At 51.6% G+C, this 19,084-nt stretch carries 16 protein-coding genes; 8 read left to right on the top strand and 8 right to left on the bottom strand.

All coding sequences use genetic code 11. From position 1 onward, the window contains the following. Window positions 1-215: 215 nt before the first annotated feature. The gene (locus OGX66_RS04945; protein ID WP_003023753.1) at window positions 216-920 is read left to right on the top strand and encodes a FadR/GntR family transcriptional regulator; all 705 of its coding nucleotides are present in this window, start codon (window positions 216-218) and stop codon (window positions 918-920) included. 1 nt (window position 921) lies between these two features. Beyond that, window positions 922-2,349, top strand: coding sequence for a multidrug transporter subunit MdtD (gene mdtD, locus OGX66_RS04940; RefSeq protein ID WP_003023755.1), 1,428 nt, complete (start codon window positions 922-924; stop codon window positions 2,347-2,349). Here mdtD and rbsR read toward each other — a convergent pair. From rbsR to kup, 7 genes are all read right to left on the bottom strand, one after another. Further along, a complete protein-coding gene (rbsR, locus tag OGX66_RS04935) occupies window positions 2,315-3,307 on the bottom strand; it encodes a ribose operon transcriptional repressor RbsR (RefSeq protein WP_003023757.1) in 993 nt (330 codons plus the stop codon). The genes mdtD and rbsR overlap by 35 nt on opposite strands. Window positions 3,308-3,310: 3 nt before the next feature. Next, window positions 3,311-4,240: a ribokinase gene (gene rbsK / locus OGX66_RS04930; RefSeq protein WP_003023758.1), complete on the bottom strand. Its 930-nt coding sequence runs from the start codon at window positions 4,238-4,240 to the stop codon at window positions 3,311-3,313. 141 nt (window positions 4,241-4,381) lie between these two features. Beyond that, window positions 4,382-5,272, bottom strand: coding sequence for a ribose ABC transporter substrate-binding protein RbsB (gene rbsB, locus OGX66_RS04925; RefSeq protein WP_088902911.1), 891 nt, complete (start codon window positions 5,270-5,272; stop codon window positions 4,382-4,384). A gap of 24 nt (window positions 5,273-5,296) precedes the next feature. Then, window positions 5,297-6,262, bottom strand: a complete 966-nt coding sequence (gene rbsC, locus OGX66_RS04920; RefSeq protein WP_003023762.1) for a ribose ABC transporter permease — start codon at window positions 6,260-6,262, stop codon at window positions 5,297-5,299. 5 nt (window positions 6,263-6,267) lie between these two features. Continuing rightward, entirely contained in the window at window positions 6,268-7,773 is a 1,506-nt protein-coding gene (rbsA, locus tag OGX66_RS04915) for a ribose ABC transporter ATP-binding protein RbsA (RefSeq protein WP_003023764.1), read from the bottom strand. Window positions 7,774-7,780: 7 nt separating this feature from the next. Continuing rightward, entirely contained in the window at window positions 7,781-8,200 is a 420-nt protein-coding gene (gene rbsD, locus OGX66_RS04910) for a D-ribose pyranase (protein ID WP_003023766.1), read from the bottom strand. A 192-nt stretch (window positions 8,201-8,392) separates the two neighbouring features. Further along, window positions 8,393-10,261: a low affinity potassium transporter Kup gene (gene kup, locus OGX66_RS04905; protein ID WP_003023768.1), complete on the bottom strand. Its 1,869-nt coding sequence runs from the start codon at window positions 10,259-10,261 to the stop codon at window positions 8,393-8,395. A gap of 329 nt (window positions 10,262-10,590) precedes the next feature. Here kup and ravA point away from each other — a divergent pair, with 329 nt between their 5' ends. Next, window positions 10,591-12,087 (top strand): ATPase RavA, encoded by a 1,497-nt coding sequence (ravA, locus tag OGX66_RS04900; RefSeq protein WP_003844414.1) that lies wholly within the window; start codon window positions 10,591-10,593, stop codon window positions 12,085-12,087. Then, the gene (gene viaA, locus OGX66_RS04895; protein WP_003023773.1) at window positions 12,081-13,532 is read left to right on the top strand and encodes an ATPase RavA stimulator ViaA; all 1,452 of its coding nucleotides are present in this window, start codon (window positions 12,081-12,083) and stop codon (window positions 13,530-13,532) included. Before ravA ends, viaA begins: the two co-directional genes overlap by 7 nt. 3 nt (window positions 13,533-13,535) lie before the next feature. On the opposite strand, the gene asnA is transcribed toward viaA, so the two are convergent. Continuing rightward, complete coding sequence (gene asnA, locus OGX66_RS04890) at window positions 13,536-14,528, bottom strand: aspartate--ammonia ligase (protein ID WP_003844416.1); 993 nt, start codon at window positions 14,526-14,528, stop codon at window positions 13,536-13,538. A gap of 151 nt (window positions 14,529-14,679) precedes the next feature. On the opposite strand from asnA, the gene asnC reads away from it, so the two are divergent. The 4 genes from asnC to rsmG all read left to right on the top strand — a co-directional run bounded on the left by asnC (window position 14,680) and on the right by rsmG (window position 18,663). After that, complete coding sequence (gene asnC, locus OGX66_RS04885) at window positions 14,680-15,138, top strand: transcriptional regulator AsnC (protein WP_003023780.1); 459 nt, start codon at window positions 14,680-14,682, stop codon at window positions 15,136-15,138. A gap of 88 nt (window positions 15,139-15,226) precedes the next feature. Beyond that, the gene (gene mioC / locus OGX66_RS04880; protein WP_003023782.1) at window positions 15,227-15,676 is read left to right on the top strand and encodes an FMN-binding protein MioC; all 450 of its coding nucleotides are present in this window, start codon (window positions 15,227-15,229) and stop codon (window positions 15,674-15,676) included. Between the two features lie 372 nt (window positions 15,677-16,048). Beyond that, a complete protein-coding gene (gene mnmG / locus OGX66_RS04875) occupies window positions 16,049-17,938 on the top strand; it encodes a tRNA uridine-5-carboxymethylaminomethyl(34) synthesis enzyme MnmG (protein ID WP_003023784.1) in 1,890 nt (629 codons plus the stop codon). Window positions 17,939-18,039: 101 nt separating this feature from the next. After that, window positions 18,040-18,663, top strand: a complete 624-nt coding sequence (gene rsmG, locus OGX66_RS04870) for a 16S rRNA (guanine(527)-N(7))-methyltransferase RsmG (protein WP_049002642.1) — start codon at window positions 18,040-18,042, stop codon at window positions 18,661-18,663. The last annotated feature ends 421 nt before the right edge of the window (window positions 18,664-19,084 follow it).

The following is a 19,084-nucleotide window of genomic DNA, read 5'->3' as shown; positions in this document are numbered from 1 at the left end:
GCTTGTAATCCGTTGTTCCGTGTCAGTGGAGGCGCATTATAGGGAGTTATTTCAGGCTGACAAGGGGAAATTTAAAATAACTTTCTGAATGCGTGTTTTTTCACCAAAACAACCATTAACATGCCATAAAATAAGCAAATTGCCGTTTTTGCAGCCGCAATCACACTTCCAGGTGGCATACTAATGAATAAGAAAAAGAGTAAGGAAGAACATTCATGCCGTTAAATGCCCAACAGCTAGCCGCACAGAAAAACTTGTCCTACGTTCTGGCCGAAAAGCTGGCTCAGCGAATATTAAAAGGTGAATACGCGCCGGGCGCTATATTGCCTGGCGAAATAGAGCTGGGCGATCAGTTTGGTGTGAGTCGCACCGCGGTAAGAGAGGCGGTAAAAACGTTAACGGCAAAAGGTATGGTATTACCACGCCCACGTATCGGCACACGCGTCATGCCGCAAGCAAACTGGAACTTCCTCGACCAGGAACTGCTCACCTGGTGGATGACGGAAGATAATTTCCCGCAGGTCATTAAACATTTTCTGGTGATGCGTATCAGCCTGGAGCCTCAGGCGTGTTTACTGGCGGCGACCATTGGTACGGCTGAACAGAAAGCGCACCTCAACACGCTGATGGAAGAGATGGTCGAGCTGAAAAGAAACTTCAGACGCGAACGCTGGATTGAGGTTGATATAGCCTGGCATGAACACATCTATGAAATGAGTGCGAATCCGTTCCTTATTTCCTTTGCATCTCTGTTCCATTCGGTTTACCAGACCTACTTTACCTCTATTACCTATAACGATGTGGTGAAACTGGATTTGCACCAGGCCATTGTCGATGCAATAGATGATAACGATGGCGATCGCGCCTTTGCTGCTTGTCAGGCATTGCTGATAGCACCGAACGTGCTACCGGATAAATAATATGTCGGAAAAGAAATCACGCAGTATGGCCGGGCTACCGTGGATAGCAGCCATGGCCTTTTTTATGCAGGCACTAGACGCCACTATCCTCAATACCGCCCTACCCGCAATAGCACATAGTCTTAACCGCTCTCCGCTCGCCATGCAGTCGGCCATCATCAGTTATACTCTGACGGTCGCGATGCTGATCCCGGTAAGTGGTTGGTTGGCAGACCGATTTGGTACCCGACGCGTCTTTATGATTGCTGTTAGCCTGTTTACGTTGGGATCGCTGGCCTGTGCGCTGTCCAGCTCCCTAAGCGAGCTGGTGATTTTCCGTGTCATTCAGGGGATCGGTGGCGCCATGATGATGCCCGTTGCCCGTCTGGCGTTATTGCGTGCCTACCCTCGCAGTGAACTGCTTCCCGTGCTTAACTTCGTCACCATGCCTGGACTTGTGGGGCCTATTTTAGGTCCGGTATTGGGCGGTGTACTGGTTACATGGGCCAGTTGGCACTGGATCTTCCTGATTAATATTCCAATTGGCATTGCCGGTATCTTCTATGCCCGCAAATATATGCCGAACTTCACCACCCCACGCCGCGGTTTTGATATGACCGGTTTCTTTCTGTTTGGTTTGAGCCTGGTGTTGTTTTCCAGCGGCGTTGAATTGTTCGGTGAGAAGCTTGTCGCTACCTGGATCGCACTCGGTATTATTCTTGCCAGTGTGTTGTTACTACTCGCCTATATTCGCCATGCTCGTCGTCACCCAACGCCACTTATATCTCTTCCGATATTTAAGACTCGAACCTTTTCTGTTGGGATCGCCGGCAACCTCGCCACTCGCCTGGGCACAGGCTGCGTGCCCTTCTTAATGCCGCTGATGTTGCAGGTAGGCTTTGGATATCCGGCTCTGATAGCCGGTTGTATGATGGCGCCAACGGCGTTGGGTTCAATTCTGGCAAAATCCATGGTGACGCAGGTTCTGCGCAAACTCGGCTACAGGACCACATTGGTGGGTGTTACGGTTTTTATCGGCCTGATGATTGCGCAGTTCGCTTTGCAATCTCCTGCCATGCCGGTCTGGATGCTGATCCTGCCGCTGTTCATTTTAGGTATGGCGATGTCCACCCAGTTTACCTCAATGAATACTATCACTCTGGCGGATCTGACTGATGAAAACGCCAGCAGCGGCAACAGCGTATTGGCCGTTACTCAGCAGTTATCAATCAGTTTAGGGGTTGCCATCAGCGCCGCCGTTCTGCGTATCTATGAAGGTATGGAAGGAACCAATACGGTAGAGCAGTTCCATTACACCTTTATGACGATGGGCGCTATCACGGTAATATCCGCGCTGATGTTCATGCTGCTAAAGGCCAAAGATGGACGTAACCTGATCAAAGATCGGCACAAACCTAAACCGACCCCCGCTCCATCAAAACAGGAGTAAGCTGCAAACGCTGTTGTTGTAATGCGGGCTGGGCCATCCGATGGATTAATACATCGATGGCCAGTTCGCCCAATTCATCTTTTGGTTGATGTATGGTCGTCAGCGGAGGCGTCATATAGCGCGCCAGCTCGATATCATCATAACCCACCACCGCCATATCCTGCGGAATGCGCAATCCCGACTGGTACAGAGCCTGATACGCGCCAACCGCCATTGCATCATTGCCGGTAAAAACGGCCTGCGGTCGCTGTTTATGCGACAGCAACGTTTGCATAGCTTCAAAACCGCCACCAAACTCAAAGTCACCGGTAATCTCGTAGCCTTCCGGGACAGGCAAGCCCGCCCGCTTCATTGCCGCCCGATATCCTTCCAGACGCAAACGCGCCGGGGTTTTATCCAGCGGCCCGGTGATGCAGGCAATGCGCGTAAAACCTTTTTCGATAAGATGTTGCGTGGCTAAATCCCCGCCCAGCAGGGAGTTATCCTGAATCAGATCGCTTTCACCATCAAAGGGCGACCAGTCCATCATCACGGTCGGTATAGAAGGATAACGCTGCATTATCTCTCTGGAAGGCTGATGTGTTTCCGTGCAGAGCAGCAGCAAACCATCCACGCGTTTTTGCATTAGCGTTTCCAGATTACGGTTCATGCGCTGTTCATCGCCTTCGGTATTGCACAGCACCAGGCTGTAGCCGCGCTCAAAACAGCTACGTTCAACGCCGCGCACCAGCTCAGAATAGAAGGGATTGGTACTGGCAGTGATTAACATGCCAATCGTGCGGGTCTGGTTTAACTTGAGGCTACGCGCCAGCGCGGAGGGAGCGTAGTTAAGCGCTTTAATCGCAGCTTCTACTTTGTCAGTGACAGACTCACTGACAAAGCGATCTTTATTAATGACGTGAGAAACCGTCGACGTGGAAACACCCGCCAGGCGGGCGACGTCCTTCATTGTAGCCAAGCGTTACCTCTGTTGACTTAAAAACGCTTCTATTTCTTCGCGCCACGGAACGGAAGGCTGTGCGCCTTTACGGGTAACCGCAATCGCCGCAGCGGCATGCGCAAAACGGATCGCTTCAGGCAGCGGAGTCTCTTCCAATAACGCTGTAATTAACGCGCCATTAAAGGTGTCTCCGGCGGCAATAGTATCAACGGCTTCCACTTTAAAACCGGGTACTCGCTGACCTTCGCCATTCACGCTGGCCCACACACCGCGACTCCCTAAGGTAATCAGTACAGTATGGATTCCTTTAGCATGCAATGCCTGCGCCGCTTTGGCCGCGTCTTCATCATTTTCAACCCGGATCCCCGTCAGCTTTTCAGCCTCGGTTTCATTCGGGGTAATAATATCTACCAGCGCCAACAGCTCGTCAGAAAGTTCACGTGCCGGAGCCGGGTTTAGGGCGACCATGGTCTTATTTTGATGTGCAATCTTTGCCGCAGCCAGAACGCTTTCGATCGGCGACTCTAACTGCATCAGTAAAGCAGACGCCTGCGCGATACGCTCATGCTGTGCTTCCACCAGCGCTGGCGAAAGCGCTGCGTTAGCTCCAGCATGAATGCCGATAACGTTCTCACCTTCACCATTCACAAAAATCAACGCAACACCGGTCGATTCCCCCGAAATTACGCTAATCGGCGCAATATCAATGTTGTCTTTGGCTAACTGTTTACGCACACTTTCGCCAATATCATCATCGCCCGTACAGGCAATGAATGCGATATTCGCGCCACTACGACCCGCAGCAACAGCCTGATTCGCGCCTTTACCGCCAAATGCGACCTGATAATGACTACCGGTTACGGTTTCACCAGGTGTCGGGAAAGAGTTAAGGTTAAGGATGTGATCGGCATTGATACTGCCAAGAACAACGAGGTTGCCTGCGGTTTTCATATTTGGTGTTCCAAGTCAAAGTGCGCCACCGGGTTAGGGTGGCGCGTGCCCTGCTTTTCTTTTTACGCTTTCATCCCCAAAACCAGATACGGGGATGGCGTATTTATGTCTCCATCAGGCCGCGAGCGACCTGAATCGGTATTACTGCTTGATGACCAGCTTCAGGTCAACCGGATATTTAGCCTGAACCTTCTCGCCTTTCAGGACTTTATCCGCAGTCTCAACGCCTTTCGCGCCGATCTGATCCGGCAACTGAGCAATGGTCGCAGCCAGTTTGCCATCATTTACTGCTTTTTCGCCATCTGGAGTGCCGTCAAATCCAACCACCATCACATCAGATTTACCCGCGGTTTGCAGTGCGCGCAGCGCACCCAGCGCCATTTCATCGTTCTGAGCAAATACGGCCTGCACATCAGGATGCGCGGTCAGCAGGTTCTGCATGACGTTCAAACCTTTAGTGCGGTCGAAGTCTGCCGGCTGGCTGGCCAGTACGTTAAATTTGTGTGCCGCAACGGCCTGCTGGAAACCTTCGCCACGCTCACGCGCCGCTGAAGTTCCGGCAATCCCCTGCAGTTCGATAACTTTCGCGCCTTCACCTGCTTTCTTCGCGATGTAATCACCCGCAATTTTACCGCCCAGCACGTTATCAGACGCGATATGGCTGACAACTTCACCTTTGGTCGCCTGACGATCAAGCGTAATCACCGGAATTTTCGCCTGGTTAGCCATCTTCACGGCGTTACCCACGGCATCTGAATCAGTCGGGTTGATCAGCAGAATTTTAGTCCCGCGAACCGTCAAATCCTGAACGTTAGCCAGCTCTTTCGCCGGGTTGTTCTGTGAATCCAGAATCACCAGGTTGTAGCCCAACTTATCCGCCTCTTTTTGCGCGCCATCCTTCAGAGACACAAAGAATGGGTTATTGAGGGTGGAGACCACCAGCGCAATGGTATCTTTCGCCATCGCATTCGCGCTCACGGTGGCGCTCAGCGCAACAGCAGAAACCAGGGTAGCCAGTTTTTTCATGTTCATATTTAAGATGTCCTGTAATCGTTGTTACTGCTTTTTGTTGTCTACCAGTACCGCCAGCAAAATCACCACCGCTTTGACGATCATCTGGTAATAGGAGGATACACCTAACAAATTCAAACCATTATTGAGGAAACCAAGAATCAATGCGCCGATCAGCGTCCCAACAATACGTCCTTTACCGCCCGCCAGGCTGGTACCGCCTAACACCACCGCGGCGATAGCATCCAGCTCATAGCCGGTACCTGCTGTCGGCTGCGCAGAGGAGAGACGAGCCACTTCAATGATGCCCGCCAGCGATGCCAGCAGACCGCACAGGGAGTAAACGATAATTTTGATTTTACTCACGCTGATACCGGACAGACGCGTTGCCGCTTCGTTACCGCCCAGCGCATAAATATAACGACCGAGACGCGTGTGATGCAGCATGTACCACGCCGCGAGGAAGACAATCCCCATGATCCACACCGGCGTAGGGACGCCTAACGGACGACCAATCCCGAACCAGCCAAACAGATCGGCATTGTCAGTAAACCCGGTGTTTACCGGACTGCCGTTGGTGTAGACCATGGTCACACCGCGCAGCAGCAGCATCATAACCAGAGTCGCGATAAACGCCTGCACGCGACCTTTCGCGACAATCACCCCGGTTACCGCGCCAATGGCAGCGCCGAGCGCCAGGGCCGCAGCAACAGCCACCAGCGCATTGACTTCAATCCCTACAATCGAAGCCGCAACCGCACCGGTCAGCGCCAGCAAGGAACCGACGGACAGATCGATACCCGACGTCAGGATAACCAGCGTCATGCCAACCGCCATGATGGCGTTCACCGACGTTTGCTGAAGAATGTTGAACAGGTTATTAACGGTAAAAAAGTTAGGGCTCATGGTGGAAACAATCGCGATCAGCACTAACAGAGCGATGAGCGACTTTTGCTCCAGAAGCCATGCTTTAGTGAAATAACGGCGACCAGAAACAGCCTGGGTAGTCATCTTTTTTACTCCTGATTCACGCGATTAAGCTTGCCCACAGCGGCAGCCATTAATACTTCCTGAGTGGCCTGCTCGCGAGTGAATTCACCGCCGAGATGCCCTTCATGCATAACGATAATTCGATCGCTCATGCCCAATACTTCTGGCATCTCAGAAGAGACCAGAATGATACTCAGCCCATCGGCCTTAAACTGGTTGATAAGCTGATAGATTTCTTTCTTGGCCCCAACGTCAACACCGCGCGTTGGTTCATCAAGGATCAGCACTTTTGGCCGGGTCATCAGACCGCGCGCAATCGCCACTTTCTGCTGGTTACCACCGGAAAGAAGGCCGATAGCCTGTTCCATCGATGGCGTTTTAACATTGAACAGGCGAATAAAATCACCCACCGCCTGCTGCTCATCTTTATGTTTAAGGCTTCCGCCTGCACGGCTGAAATAGCGCAGCGCGGTCAGTGACATATTCTCTTTCACCGACATGCCGAGCACTAAACCATCGCGTTTACGGTCTTCAGAAATATAGACGATGCCGTTAGCCAGTCCATCCTGCGGCGAACGGGTAACCACTTCATGGCCATCAAGCGTGACGTAGCCGCTGGTACGCGGCAATGCGCCGTACAACACTTTCATCAGCTCGGTACGCCCAGCCCCCATCAGCCCCGATACGCCAAGGATCTCGCCTTTACGCAGCGTGAATGACACATCGTTTACGCCAGGACCGCACAGATTATCGACCTTCAGGCGAATATCACCCGGCGCTTTTTCCAGACGCGGGTACTGATCTTCCAGCTTACGTCCCACCATCATTTCAATCAGCGAGTCTTCGGTAAGCGATGCGACTTCACGCTCGGCAATAAACTGCCCATCGCGGAAGACGGTTACGTCGTCGCAAATCTCGAAGATCTCTTTCATGCGGTGAGAAATATAGACAATGCCGCGTCCCTGGGATTTCAGTTCGCGAATGACGCGGAACAGGGATTCGGTTTCGGTGTCGGTGAGGGCATCCGTCGGTTCATCCATAATGATGACCTTCGATTCAAAGCTCAGCACTTTGGCAATTTCGACCATCTGCTGATCGCCAATCGACAGCTCACCGACCAGCCTGTCGCTTTTAAAGCGCAGATTGAGTTTGGCGAGCAGCAGATCGGCTTCGGCGTACATCTTCTTCCAGTCAATTTTGCCAAAGCGATTCACAAACTCACGACCGAGAAAAATGTTTTCAGCGATAGTGAGTTGCGGGATCAGGTTCAGCTCCTGGTGGATGATACCGATTCCGGCTTCCTGGGAGGATTTCGGGCCGTTAAAGGTGGTCTCTTTCCCCAGCCACAATAAGGAACCGGCATCACGGGTGTAGATTCCGGTCAGCACCTTCATCATGGTGGATTTACCCGCACCGTTTTCGCCCACCAGCGCCATTACGCGGCCTGGGTAGACATTCAGCGCGGCGCCGGATAGCGCTTTTACGCCCGGGAACGCTTTATCGATCCCTTTGAGTTGCAGTAATGCGTTCATGATGGCCTCAGAACGTGACGCCAGCACAGAGAATAATATTCGCATACGGAGAACACTCTCCGCTGCGAATTACCGCCTGACTGTCTGCGGTTTGTTTTTTGAATTGTTCATGCGTGGTGTAACGAATTTCTATGGTGTTTCCCTGGTGTTGTTGCAGTTGCTCAATGTGGCTGAGCAACGTTTCGTGGAGTTGCGGATTATGTTGTTTAATTTCCGACGCGAGAATGGCCGCCTCGACCTGCATTTCACGTGTGACCACATCCAGTACCTGCATAAAAGAAGGTACGCCCTGGGTTAATGCCATATCGATACGCGTTGTGCTGTTCGGGATGGGTAAACCTGCATCACACACCACCAGCGTATCGGTATGCCCCAGACGGGAGATCACCGATGAAATTTCAGAGTTGAGTACCGTGCCTTTCTTCATTTTCTTTCCCCACTAGCGAAACGTTTCGCTGGAGATAAGTGTAGTGCGAAGAGTGGACAGAAAACCACCGCGACGTTACGAAAATGTGATCGCCATCGAAACGTTTCGCAAGGATTATCATTAGATGAAATGAAAACTGGGAGGGGCAAAACAAAACGCCCCCTTTCGCGATGAAAGAGGGCGTCGATGAGATTAAATCTCGACCTGAGTACCGAGCTCAATAACCCGGTTCGGTGGGATTTCAAACTGGTCCGGCGCACGCAGCGCATTGCGCTGTAACAGCAGATACAGCTTACCGCGCAGACGCAAGTACCATGGTCGTTTGCCGACAATCAGCGACTCGTGCGACATGAAGAAGGAGGTTTCCATCATCCGGCAGCTTAAGCCTTCCAGACCGCAGCGATGGAACACTTCCTCCACGTTCGGCGTTTCGCGCCAACCGTAGCTGGCAACCACGCGCCAGAAGGTGGGCGATAACTGCTCAATCTGCACCCTACGCACGTTGTGAACATAGGGCGCATCTTCCGTGCGCAGCGTCAGCAGAATAACGCGCTCATGCAGCACCTTGTTATGTTTGAGGTTATGCAGAAGCGCAAACGGGATGACGTTCAGTGCGCGGGACATATATACAGCCGTTCCCGGCACGCGTACCGGTGGCGATTTCTCCAGAGAAGCAATCATCGCCTCCAGAGAGTTACCGTGCTCATGCATACGACGCAGCAGACGGAAGCGTTCACTTTTCCAGGTGGTCATGATGGTGAACATCACCAGACCCAGCGTCAGAGGCAGCCAACCGCCGGAAATCAGTTTATCGAGGTTCGCGGAGAACAGCGGAACATCGACGCACAAGAATGCCACCAGGATCAGGAAGACGAAGTATTTATTCCAGTGCCAGTTTTTGCGCGCCACGGTGGTCGACAAAATAGAGGTCAGTACCATCGTCCCCGTTACCGCAATCCCGTACGCCGCGGCCAGATTACTGGAGTGTTCAAAACTCACAATCACAATAACCACCGCAAAATAGAGCATCCAGTTAACGAAAGGAATGTAGATCTGGCCCGACTCCATTTCCGAGGTATGGATAATGCGCATCGGCGATAAATATCCCAAACGCACGGCCTGACGCGTCAGCGAGAACACACCGGAGATAACCGCCTGCGAAGCGATTACCGTCGCCAGCGCAGCGAGGATCAGTAGCGGGATCAACGCCCAGTCTGGCGCCAACAGGAAGAACGGGTTTTTGATCGCTTCAGGATGCTTTAACAGTAGCGCCCCCTGACCAAAATAGTTCAGTACCAGTGAAGGCAACACCACAGAGAACCATGCCAGGCGAATCGGCAACTTACCGAAGTGGCCCATATCCGCATACAGCGCTTCAACACCGGTAATCGACAACACCACCGCACCCAGCGCAATAAAAGACAACGTTTTGAATTCAAGGAAGAAATGCACCGCCCAATACGGATTTAGCGCCTGCAGTACTTCCGGATTGCCAATAATACTGCGTACGCCTAAAACCGCCAGCGTCAGGAACCACAGCAGCATAATCGGCGCAAACAGCTTACCGACCATGCCGGTACCGTGTTTTTGAATCAAAAACAGCAGGGTCAGTACGATTATCGAGAGCGGAACAATCCAGGTATCCAGTTGCGGGGCAATAATCTCCAGACCTTCAATCGCAGACATCACCGAAATGGCTGGCGTAATCACCACTTCACCATAGAAGAAGCTGCCACCTATCAATCCCATAATGACCAGCATGGAGGTTGTTCGCGCCGAGGTATTGCGCCCGGCCAATGACATCAGCGTCAGGATCCCGCCTTCTCCGGCGTTATCTGCGCGCATGACAAACGTCAGGTATTTAATGGAGACAACAAAGATCAGCAGCCAGAAAATCAGCGAGAGAAAACCAAATACGGCATCACGTTCAACGCCAAAACCAAACTGGCCGGACAAACATTCACGAAGCGTATAAAGTGGGCTGGTACCAATATCACCGTAGACAACCCCAATGGCTGCAAGGGTAATCGCAGACAATGATTGTTTATTATCAGTGCTCATAGACTCGTCTTTCGTTTATACACATCATCTTTCAAGCCACTCCGTGTGGGCTGCATTCGTTATTCCCCCCATCCCAGGAGAAAACTCCATTGCCGCCTTGGTGCAGCTTGATTGATTTGGTGTATATATAAGAAATGTGTGCGTCGTCCCTTGGCCCACAAAAAGGCGCACAGTATGCACGATTAATCACAAAATCGTACCCCTAAATGAGACCAGATTAATCTGGCTCAAAGAAAAATAAGCGCACCTTCAGTCTATTACTGCAATGGTGTGAAGCATCTATACTCGCAGTTTATGCAGTACATTTGGCGAAAGGACGCCACTTCATTATGGCTCACCCACATTTATTAGCGGAAAGAATTTCCCGTCTGAGCAATGCGCTGGAAAAGGGACTTTTTGAACGTAGCCACGCCATTCGTCTGTGTCTGCTGGCAGCACTCAGCGGCGAGAGCGTTTTCTTATTAGGGCCCCCGGGGATCGCAAAGAGCTTAATTGCCCGCCGACTGAAGTTTGCCTTCCAAAATGCACGCGCTTTTGAATACCTGATGACGCGCTTCTCTACGCCGGAAGAAGTTTTCGGCCCGCTGTCCATTCAGGCCCTTAAAGACGAAGGTCGCTATGAACGTTTAACGGTGGGCTATCTTCCTGAAGCTGAAATCGTTTTTCTCGATGAAATCTGGAAAGCAGGCCCGGCAATTCTTAACACCCTGCTGACCGCCATTAACGAACGTCACTTCCGCAACGGCGCGTATGAAGAAAAAATTCCGATGCGTCTGCTGGTTGCCGCTTCCAACGAACTGCCTGAAGCCGACAGCAGCCTGGAAGCGCTGTACGACCGTATGCTGATTCGTCTGTGGCTGGATAAAGTTCAGGACAAGGCCAATTTCCGCTCCATGCTGCTAAGTCAGCAGGATGAAAGCGACAACCCGGTCCCGGCATCATTGCAGGTGACGGATGAAGAGTATCACCAGTGGCAAAAAGACATTGGCGCCATCAAGCTTCCCGATCGCGTGTTTGAGCTTATTTTCACCCTACGCCAGCAGTTGGACACGCTACCGAATGCCCCCTACGTGTCCGATCGTCGCTGGAAAAAAGCGATCCGCTTACTCCAGGCCAGCGCTTTCTTTAGCGGACGTGATGCGGTAGTACCTATCGACCTGATCCTGCTGAAAGATTGTCTGTGGTACGACGCGCAAAGCCTGAATCTGATGCAACAGCAGCTTGAAATATTGATGACCGGACACGCCTGGCAGCAGCAAGCCATGCTGACGCGCCTGGGCAGTATTGTGCAGCGCCGCATTCAACTCCAGCAGCAACAAAGCGACAAAACGGCGTTCACGGTAATCCGTCAGGGTGGCATGTTCAGTCGTCGTCCTCATTATGATTTACCACCAGAAGCTACGTCCTCAGTCGTGACATTACTGCTACAAAAGCCATTAAAGCTGCATGATATGGAAGTTATCCATATTGCTTTTGAACGCAGTGCGCTGGAACTGTGGCTAACAAAAGGCGGTGAAATCCGCGGAAAATTAAACGGGATCGGCTTTGCCCAAACACTGAATATGGAAGTCGATAGTGCACAGCATCTGGTTGTGCGCGATGTCAGTTTACAGGGTTCTCGCCTGGCGCTGCCGGGGGCTTCGCAAGAGAGTATGCCCGCAGAGATAAAGCAGGAGCTTGAAGCGCTCGATAACGAGTGGCATCAGCAGCACAGCGCATTCAGCGAACAGCAAAAATGCCTGTTTATTCATAGCGACTGGTTAGGCCGCATTGAGGCCAGCCTGCAGGATGTCGGGGCGCAAATCCGCCAGGCGCAACAATGCTGACCCTTGATACACTCAACATAATGCTGGCAGTCAGCGAAGAGGCGATGATCGAAGAGATGATCGTCGCCCTGTTGGCTTCCCCAAAGATGGTGGTATTTTTTAAAAAATTTCCTCGCCTTAAAAAAGCGATCACTGACGATATTCCCCGCTGGCGCGAATCTTTGCGTAGCCGCCTCAAAGATACCCATGTGCCGCCGGAGTTGGCAGAAGAAGTCATTTGTTATCAACAAAGCCAGCTCCTCTCTCATGCGCAGTTTATCGTTCAACTACCGCAAATATTATCGCTATTGCACCGACTCCATTCGCCCTGGGCTGGGCAAGCGCAGCAACTGGTCAATGACAACAGCACCTTTACGCCCGCCCTACATACGCTTTTTCTCCAGCGCTGGCGCCTGAGCCTGGTGGTGCAAACCACAACGCTGAATCAGCAACTGCTGGAAGAAGAGCGCGAGCATTTGCTCAGTGAAGTACAGGAACGGATGACCCTTAGCGGACAACTGGAACCCGTTCTGGCGGAAAATGATAACGCTGCAGGCCGGTTGTGGGATATGAGCGCGGGCCAAATCAAGCGCGGTGATTATCAGTTGATGGTGAAATACGGCGAATTTCTGACGCAACAACCCGAACTCCAGCGGCTGGCCGAGCAGTTAGGTCGTTCCAGAGAGGCGAAATCCGTGCCGCGTAAAGATGCGCCAATGGAAACCTTCCGTACCCTGGTGCGCGAACCGGCAACGGTCCCGGAGCAGGTGGATGGCATCCAGCAAAGTGACGATATCCTGCGCCTGCTACCGCCAGAACTGGCCACGTTGGGCATAACCGAACTGGAATACGAGTTCTACCGACGGCTGGTGGAAAAGCAACTGCTGACCTACCGCCTGCACGGCGAAGCATGGCGTGAGAAGGTAACAGAACGTCCGGTGGTGCATCAGGATTTTGACGAGCAGCCGCGCGGACCTTTTATCGTCTGCGTTGATACATCAGGATCGATGGGCGGGTTTAATGAGCAGTGTGCGAAAGCCTTTTGCCTGGCGCTAATGCGCGTCGCCCTTGCCGATAACCGGCGCTGTTTCATTATGCTGTTTTCAACAGAAGTGGTGCGCTATGAGCTTTCCGGTCCGGAGGGCATCGAACAGGCGATCCGCTTTTTAAGTCAGCGCTTTCGTGGCGGTACTGATATTGCCAGCTGTTTTCGCGCCATTATTGAACGCATGCAGGGTCGGGAATGGTTTGATGCCGATGCGGTGGTTATCTCAGATTTTATCGCTCAGCGATTACCCGATGAAGTCGTCAGCAAAGTGGGGGAATTACAGCGGGTGCACCAGCACCGTTTTCATGCGGTAGCGATGTCAGCACATGGCAAACCCGGCATCATGCGCATTTTCGATCATATCTGGCGCTTTGATACCGGGATGCGAAGCCGCCTGCTCAGACGCTGGCGGCGTTAATTGTTACAGCAGAGAAGCGACGCTTTCACGTACCTGGGCCGGCCATACGCCACACTGAACCTGGCCAATGTGCGGTAATTGCAGCAACAGCATGGTCAGACGCGACTGCCCAATCCCCCCACCAATCGTCTGCGGCATTTCACCACGCAGCAGCGCCTGGTGCCATTCCAGATTCAGGCGATCTTCATCACCGGTCAAAGACAGCTGGTGTTTCAGAGCGTCAGCATCCACACGGATCCCCATAGAAGACAGCTCAAACGCATCTTCCAGAACCGGGTTCCAGACCAGAATATCACCGTTCAGACCGGCATGACCCAGCTCAGACGCTGAACTCCAGTCATCATAATCCGGCGCGCGTACATCATGACGGTGACCGTCACTGAGTTTACCGCCGATCCCCACCAGGAATACCGCGCCCAGCTCTTTAGCGATCGCACGTTCACGACCTTTTGCGTCAAGATCCGGATAACGAGATAACAGCTCCTGGCTATGAACAAAGTGGATCTGCTCTGGCAGGAACGGTGCCAGACCAAACTCTTTGCTAACCGCAGCTTCGGTGGCCTTAATTCCCGCCCAGATAGCCTCTACCGTGCTTTTCAGAGTTGAGAATTGACGCTCACCGTCGCCCATCACGCGCTCCCAGTCCCACTGGTCAACGTACACTGAGTGCAGCGGGGAGAGGCGATCTTCATCGGGACGCAGGGCTTTCATATGCGTGTACAGCCCCTCGCCTGCGCTAAAGTCGTGTTGTCCTAACGTTTGACGCTTCCACTTCGCCAGTGAATGAACCACTTCGAATTGAGCATCTGGCAATGCTTTAACCTTCACCTGCACCGCTTTTTCACAGCCCGACAAGTTATCCTGCGTACCATCTCCAACGCGGCTGAGGATCGGAGCCTGAACTTCGATCAGACCTAAACGCTCTTCCAGCTGGCGAGAAAAATGAGATTTTACGAAGCTAATTTGACGTTGTTTGGCAATGTAAGCGGTTTTCATTATGTGTACTCCTGTGTCCTGTTGCCTATGATTAAGCAACAGAATGGAGGTAATATTCAATAATCAACAAACAAAAAGCCGACTTCGATTTTGATTCGTTAAAATTAACGTCTAAAATAGAGGGAATCATTAATCTACATAAGAAAAACCTATGGAAAATTATCAGATCGACAATCTGGACCGCGGCATTCTTGATGCCCTGATGGAAAATGCCCGTACAGCCTACGCAGAATTAGCCAAACAGTTCGGCGTCAGCCCAGGAACAATTCACGTTCGCGTAGAAAAGATGAAGCAGGCCGGGATTATTACTGGCGCGCGGATTGATGTTAGTCCCAAACAATTGGGTTACGACGTCGGCTGCTTTATCGGCATCATTCTGAAAAGTGCGAAAGACTATCCGTCAGCACTTGCAAGACTGGAAAGCCTCGATGAAGTGACCGAAGCGTATTACACCACCGGGCACTACAGCATCTTTATTAAGGTAATGTGCAAATCGATCGACGCGTTGCAGCAGGTACTTATCAACAAGATCCAAACAATTGACGAAATTCAGTCCACTGAAACCCTGATCGTCTTGCAGAACCCGATTATGCGTACCATCAAGCCGTGATCGGGTTTTTTAATCCCCTATTTTTCCACAGGTAGATCCCAGCTCGCACACAGCGTACAATACGCCCTCTTTATAAAGGTGGGCGATCATGGCAGACATCACTCTTATCAGCGGTAGTACGCTTGGCAGTGCGGAATATGTTGCAGAGCATCTGGCTGAAAAGCTGGACGACGCCGGTTTTTCCAGCGAAATACTGCATGGGCCAATGCTTGAAGAGGTTCCGACTGACGGGATCTGGCTGATTATCAGCTCCACACACGGAGCAGGAGACATTCCTGACAACCTGCAGCCTTTATATGATGCCTTACGCGAGCAGAAACCGAACCTGTCACAAGTGCACTTTGGTGCAATCGGGATCGGCAGTCGTGAATATGACACCTTTTGCGGCGCAATCGACAAGCTGGAAGCCGAATTGAAGGCCTGTGGGGCAAAACAGATCGGCGAAACGCTCAGGATCAACGTACTGGAACATGAAATTCCGGAAGATCCGGCTGAAATTTGGCTGGGATCGTGGCATCCGTTGCTCAGAGATTTGTAAAGATCGTACTTTTTTATGTGGATAACTCTGGTTAAAAGCTTGGATCAACCGGTAGTTATCCCAAGAACAACTGTTGTTCAGTTTTTGAGTTGTGTATAACCCTTCATTCTGATCCCAGCTTATACGGACCAGGATCACCGATCATTCACAGCTAATGATCCTCAGCAACCTGTTGATCTTACTTAAAGGATCGCCCTTATCCACAGAAAGGTGCGATCCTAATAAGAGATCACAATAAAACAGATCTCTAAATAAAAAGATCTTCTTTTTAATACCCAGGATCCCAGGTCTTTCTCCATCGACTAAAGTTGAGTAGAATCCACGGCCCGGGCTTCAATCCATTTTCACACCGCGTTATGCGAGGCAATCACCATGTTTTATCAGGATCCTTTTGACGTCATCATCATTGGCGGGGGTCATGCAGGCACCGAGGCCGCAATGGCCGCGGCGCGAATGGGTCAACAGACTCTGCTTTTGACACACAATATCGACACTCTGGGGCAGATGAGCTGCAACCCGGCGATCGGCGGTATTGGGAAGGGACACCTGGTAAAAGAAGTGGATGCGCTTGGTGGGTTGATGGCAAAAGCGATCGACCATGCGGGTATCCAGTTTAGGATACTAAACGCCAGCAAAGGGCCTGCCGTTCGTGCTACTCGCGCTCAGGCCGATCGTGTGCTCTATCGCCAGGCGGTACGTACCGCACTGGAGAATCAACCCAACCTGATGATCTTCCAACAGGCGGTTGAAGATCTGATTGTTGAAAACGATCGTGTCGTGGGCGCGGTAACCCAAATGGGACTGAAGTTCCGTGCCAAAGCGGTCGTGTTAACCGTGGGAACTTTCCTCGACGGCAAAATTCATATTGGTCTGGACAACTACAGCGGTGGCCGCGCTGGCGATCCGCCGTCTATTCCGCTGTCACGTCGTCTGCGTGAACTGCCGCTGCGCGTCAGTCGCCTGAAAACCGGTACACCGCCGCGAATCGATGCGCGCACGATTGATTTCAGCGTGCTCGGCCAGCAAAACAGCGATAACCCGATGCCGGTCTTCTCATTCCTGGGCGATGCATCTCAACATCCGCGCCAGATGCCGTGTTACATCACGCATACCAATGAAAAAACCCATGATGTGATCCGTAATAACCTCGATCGTAGCCCGATGTACGCAGGCGTGATCGAAGGTATCGGCCCACGCTATTGCCCGTCGATCGAAGACAAAGTGATGCGCTTTGCCGATCGTAACCAACATCAGATCTTCCTCGAACCGGAAGGACTGACGTCTAACGAAATTTACCCGAATGGCATCTCCACCAGCCTGCCGTTCGATGTGCAGATGCAAATTGTCCGTTCCATGCAGGGGATGGAAAATGCCAGAATCGTCCGTCCTGGCTACGCGATTGAGTATGATTTCTTCGATCCGCGCGACCTGAAACCTACTCTGGAAAGCAAATTCATCCAGGGTCTGTTCTTTGCTGGTCAGATCAACGGTACGACCGGTTATGAAGAAGCTGCCGCGCAAGGGATGCTGGCTGGTCTGAACGCCGCACGCTTGTCTGCTGACAAAGACGGCTGGGCGCCGCGCCGCGATCAGGCTTATCTTGGTGTGCTGGTGGACGATCTGTGTACGCTGGGCACCAAAGAACCGTACCGCATGTTCACCTCACGCGCGGAATACCGTTTGATGCTGCGCGAAGATAACGCCGACCTGCGTCTGACCGAAATTGGCCGTGAGCTGGGACTGGTGGACGATGAGCGTTGGGCTCGCTTCAACGAGAAGCTGGAGCGTATTGAACAAGAACGCCAGCGTCTCAAATCAACCTGGGTGAATCCGTTAGCGGAGTCCGCTGCAGAAGTGAATGCTCACCTGGCGACACCTCTGTCACGTGAAGCGAGCGGTGAAGATCTGCTGCGTCGCCCGGATATGACCTATGCTCAGTTGACCTCTTTATCTGCGTTTGCACCTGCGCTTGATGATGCTCAGGCCGCGGAACAGGTTGAAATTCAGGTGAAATACGAAGGATATATCGCCCGTCAGCAGGAAGAGATCGAGAGACAACAGCGTAATGAGAACACCCTGTTGCCTGCAACGCTGGATTATCGTCAGGTCTCTGGCTTGTCGAATGAGGTCATTGCCAAACTGAACGATCACAAACCGGTATCGATCGGCCAGGCATCGCGTATTTCCGGCGTAACACCTGCCGCCATCTCCATTCTGCTGGTATGGCTGAAAAAACAAGGTATGCTGCGTCGCAGCGCTTGATATCACTTTTTGGCGGGAGCGCTTCGTTTGCCCGCCCTACAAATTTGTCGGCCCGATAAGCGACAGCGCGTCGGGCAATAGATTATTTACAGGTAACGACCGTGCTCAACAAACTCTCTCGTCTGCTGGCTGATGCCGGTATTTCTCTTACCGATCACCAGAAAAATCAGCTGATTGCGTATGTCGATATGCTGCAAAAATGGAACAAAGCGTACAACCTGACGTCGGTGCGTGATCCCAACGAAATGCTGGTGCGCCATATTTTGGACAGCATTGTCGTCGCGCCGTACCTGAAGGGCGAGCGTTTTATCGATGTCGGCACTGGTCCGGGCCTACCGGGAATCCCTCTCTCCATCGTACGTCCTGAAGCGCATTTCACACTGCTGGATAGCCTGGGAAAACGCGTTCGTTTCTTGCGCCAGGTGCAGCATGAGCTTGCGCTTACTAACATCACTCCAGTGCAAAGTCGCGTTGAAGAATTCCCTTCGGAGCCGCCGTTTGATGGGGTGATTAGCCGTGCTTTCGCGTCACTCAATGATATGGTGAGCTGGTGCCATCATTTGCCTGGCCAGGAAGGGCGTTTTTATGCGCTAAAAGGGCAGTTGCCTGAAGATGAAATTGCCTCGTTGCCTGCAGAATTCAGCGTCGAGTCGGTCGAAAAATTACGCGTTCCGCAACTGGATGGTGAACGTCATCTGGTGGTTATTAAGCCAAACAAAATTTAATTTTTATCAAAAAAAATAGAAAAAAAACGGTTCTTCGGGTGTTAAAAGTCATAAGGAATAGTGTGGTTAAATGTCGTTACATTTCACTAATGCCTTACGGTTTTGCATCATAACTATAACGTACCGTTTTTTGTTAAAAGTGAAACAAGTCAGCTGTGAAAATATCAGCCTGCTAAAAATAGAATCAAAGAATCACCGCCCGTGTTAATTTTTTATTATAAATGTCAATGGGTGGTTTTTTTGTTGTTATTCGCTATTTTTAAAACAGTAACGAATTTTAGGCTTAAATATCAAAAAGTTGAAATGGCATCATTTGCCAAGTAAATAAATAGTGCCGGGGCGAATATGCTTAATATGTGATCTGGTGCACGCTTTGCAGCCAGTGTTTACGCGGCTTTTGCAGTTTTGCATGATCGTTCAC

The sequence above is a fragment of the Citrobacter sp. Cf072 genome (assembly GCF_030334485.1).
GTDB lineage: Bacteria > Pseudomonadota > Gammaproteobacteria > Enterobacterales > Enterobacteriaceae > Citrobacter > Citrobacter freundii.
The sequence above is the reverse complement of the archived record's forward strand: the minus strand, read 5'-3'. Positions and strand labels throughout refer to the sequence as shown.

Coding starts and splice junctions, on each gene's coding strand:
- OGX66_RS04945 (WP_003023753.1), top strand. CDS start 216: ATGCCGTTAAATGCCCAACAGCTAGCCGCACAGAAAAACTTGTCCTAC.
- mdtD (WP_003023755.1), top strand. CDS start 922: ATGTCGGAAAAGAAATCACGCAGTATGGCCGGGCTACCGTGGATAGCA.
- rbsK (WP_003023758.1), bottom strand. CDS start 4,240: ATGAAAACCGCAGGCAACCTCGTTGTTCTTGGCAGTATCAATGCCGAT.
- rbsB (WP_088902911.1), bottom strand. CDS start 5,272: ATGAACATGAAAAAACTGGCTACCCTGGTTTCTGCTGTTGCGCTGAGC.
- rbsC (WP_003023762.1), bottom strand. CDS start 6,262: ATGACTACCCAGGCTGTTTCTGGTCGCCGTTATTTCACTAAAGCATGG.
- rbsA (WP_003023764.1), bottom strand. CDS start 7,773: ATGAACGCATTACTGCAACTCAAAGGGATCGATAAAGCGTTCCCGGGC.
- rbsD (WP_003023766.1), bottom strand. CDS start 8,200: ATGAAGAAAGGCACGGTACTCAACTCTGAAATTTCATCGGTGATCTCC.
- kup (WP_003023768.1), bottom strand. CDS start 10,261: ATGAGCACTGATAATAAACAATCATTGTCTGCGATTACCCTTGCAGCC.
- ravA (WP_003844414.1), top strand. CDS start 10,591: ATGGCTCACCCACATTTATTAGCGGAAAGAATTTCCCGTCTGAGCAAT.
- viaA (WP_003023773.1), top strand. CDS start 12,081: ATGCTGACCCTTGATACACTCAACATAATGCTGGCAGTCAGCGAAGAG.
- asnA (WP_003844416.1), bottom strand. CDS start 14,528: ATGAAAACCGCTTACATTGCCAAACAACGTCAAATTAGCTTCGTAAAA.
- asnC (WP_003023780.1), top strand. CDS start 14,680: ATGGAAAATTATCAGATCGACAATCTGGACCGCGGCATTCTTGATGCC.
- mioC (WP_003023782.1), top strand. CDS start 15,227: ATGGCAGACATCACTCTTATCAGCGGTAGTACGCTTGGCAGTGCGGAA.
- mnmG (WP_003023784.1), top strand. CDS start 16,049: ATGTTTTATCAGGATCCTTTTGACGTCATCATCATTGGCGGGGGTCAT.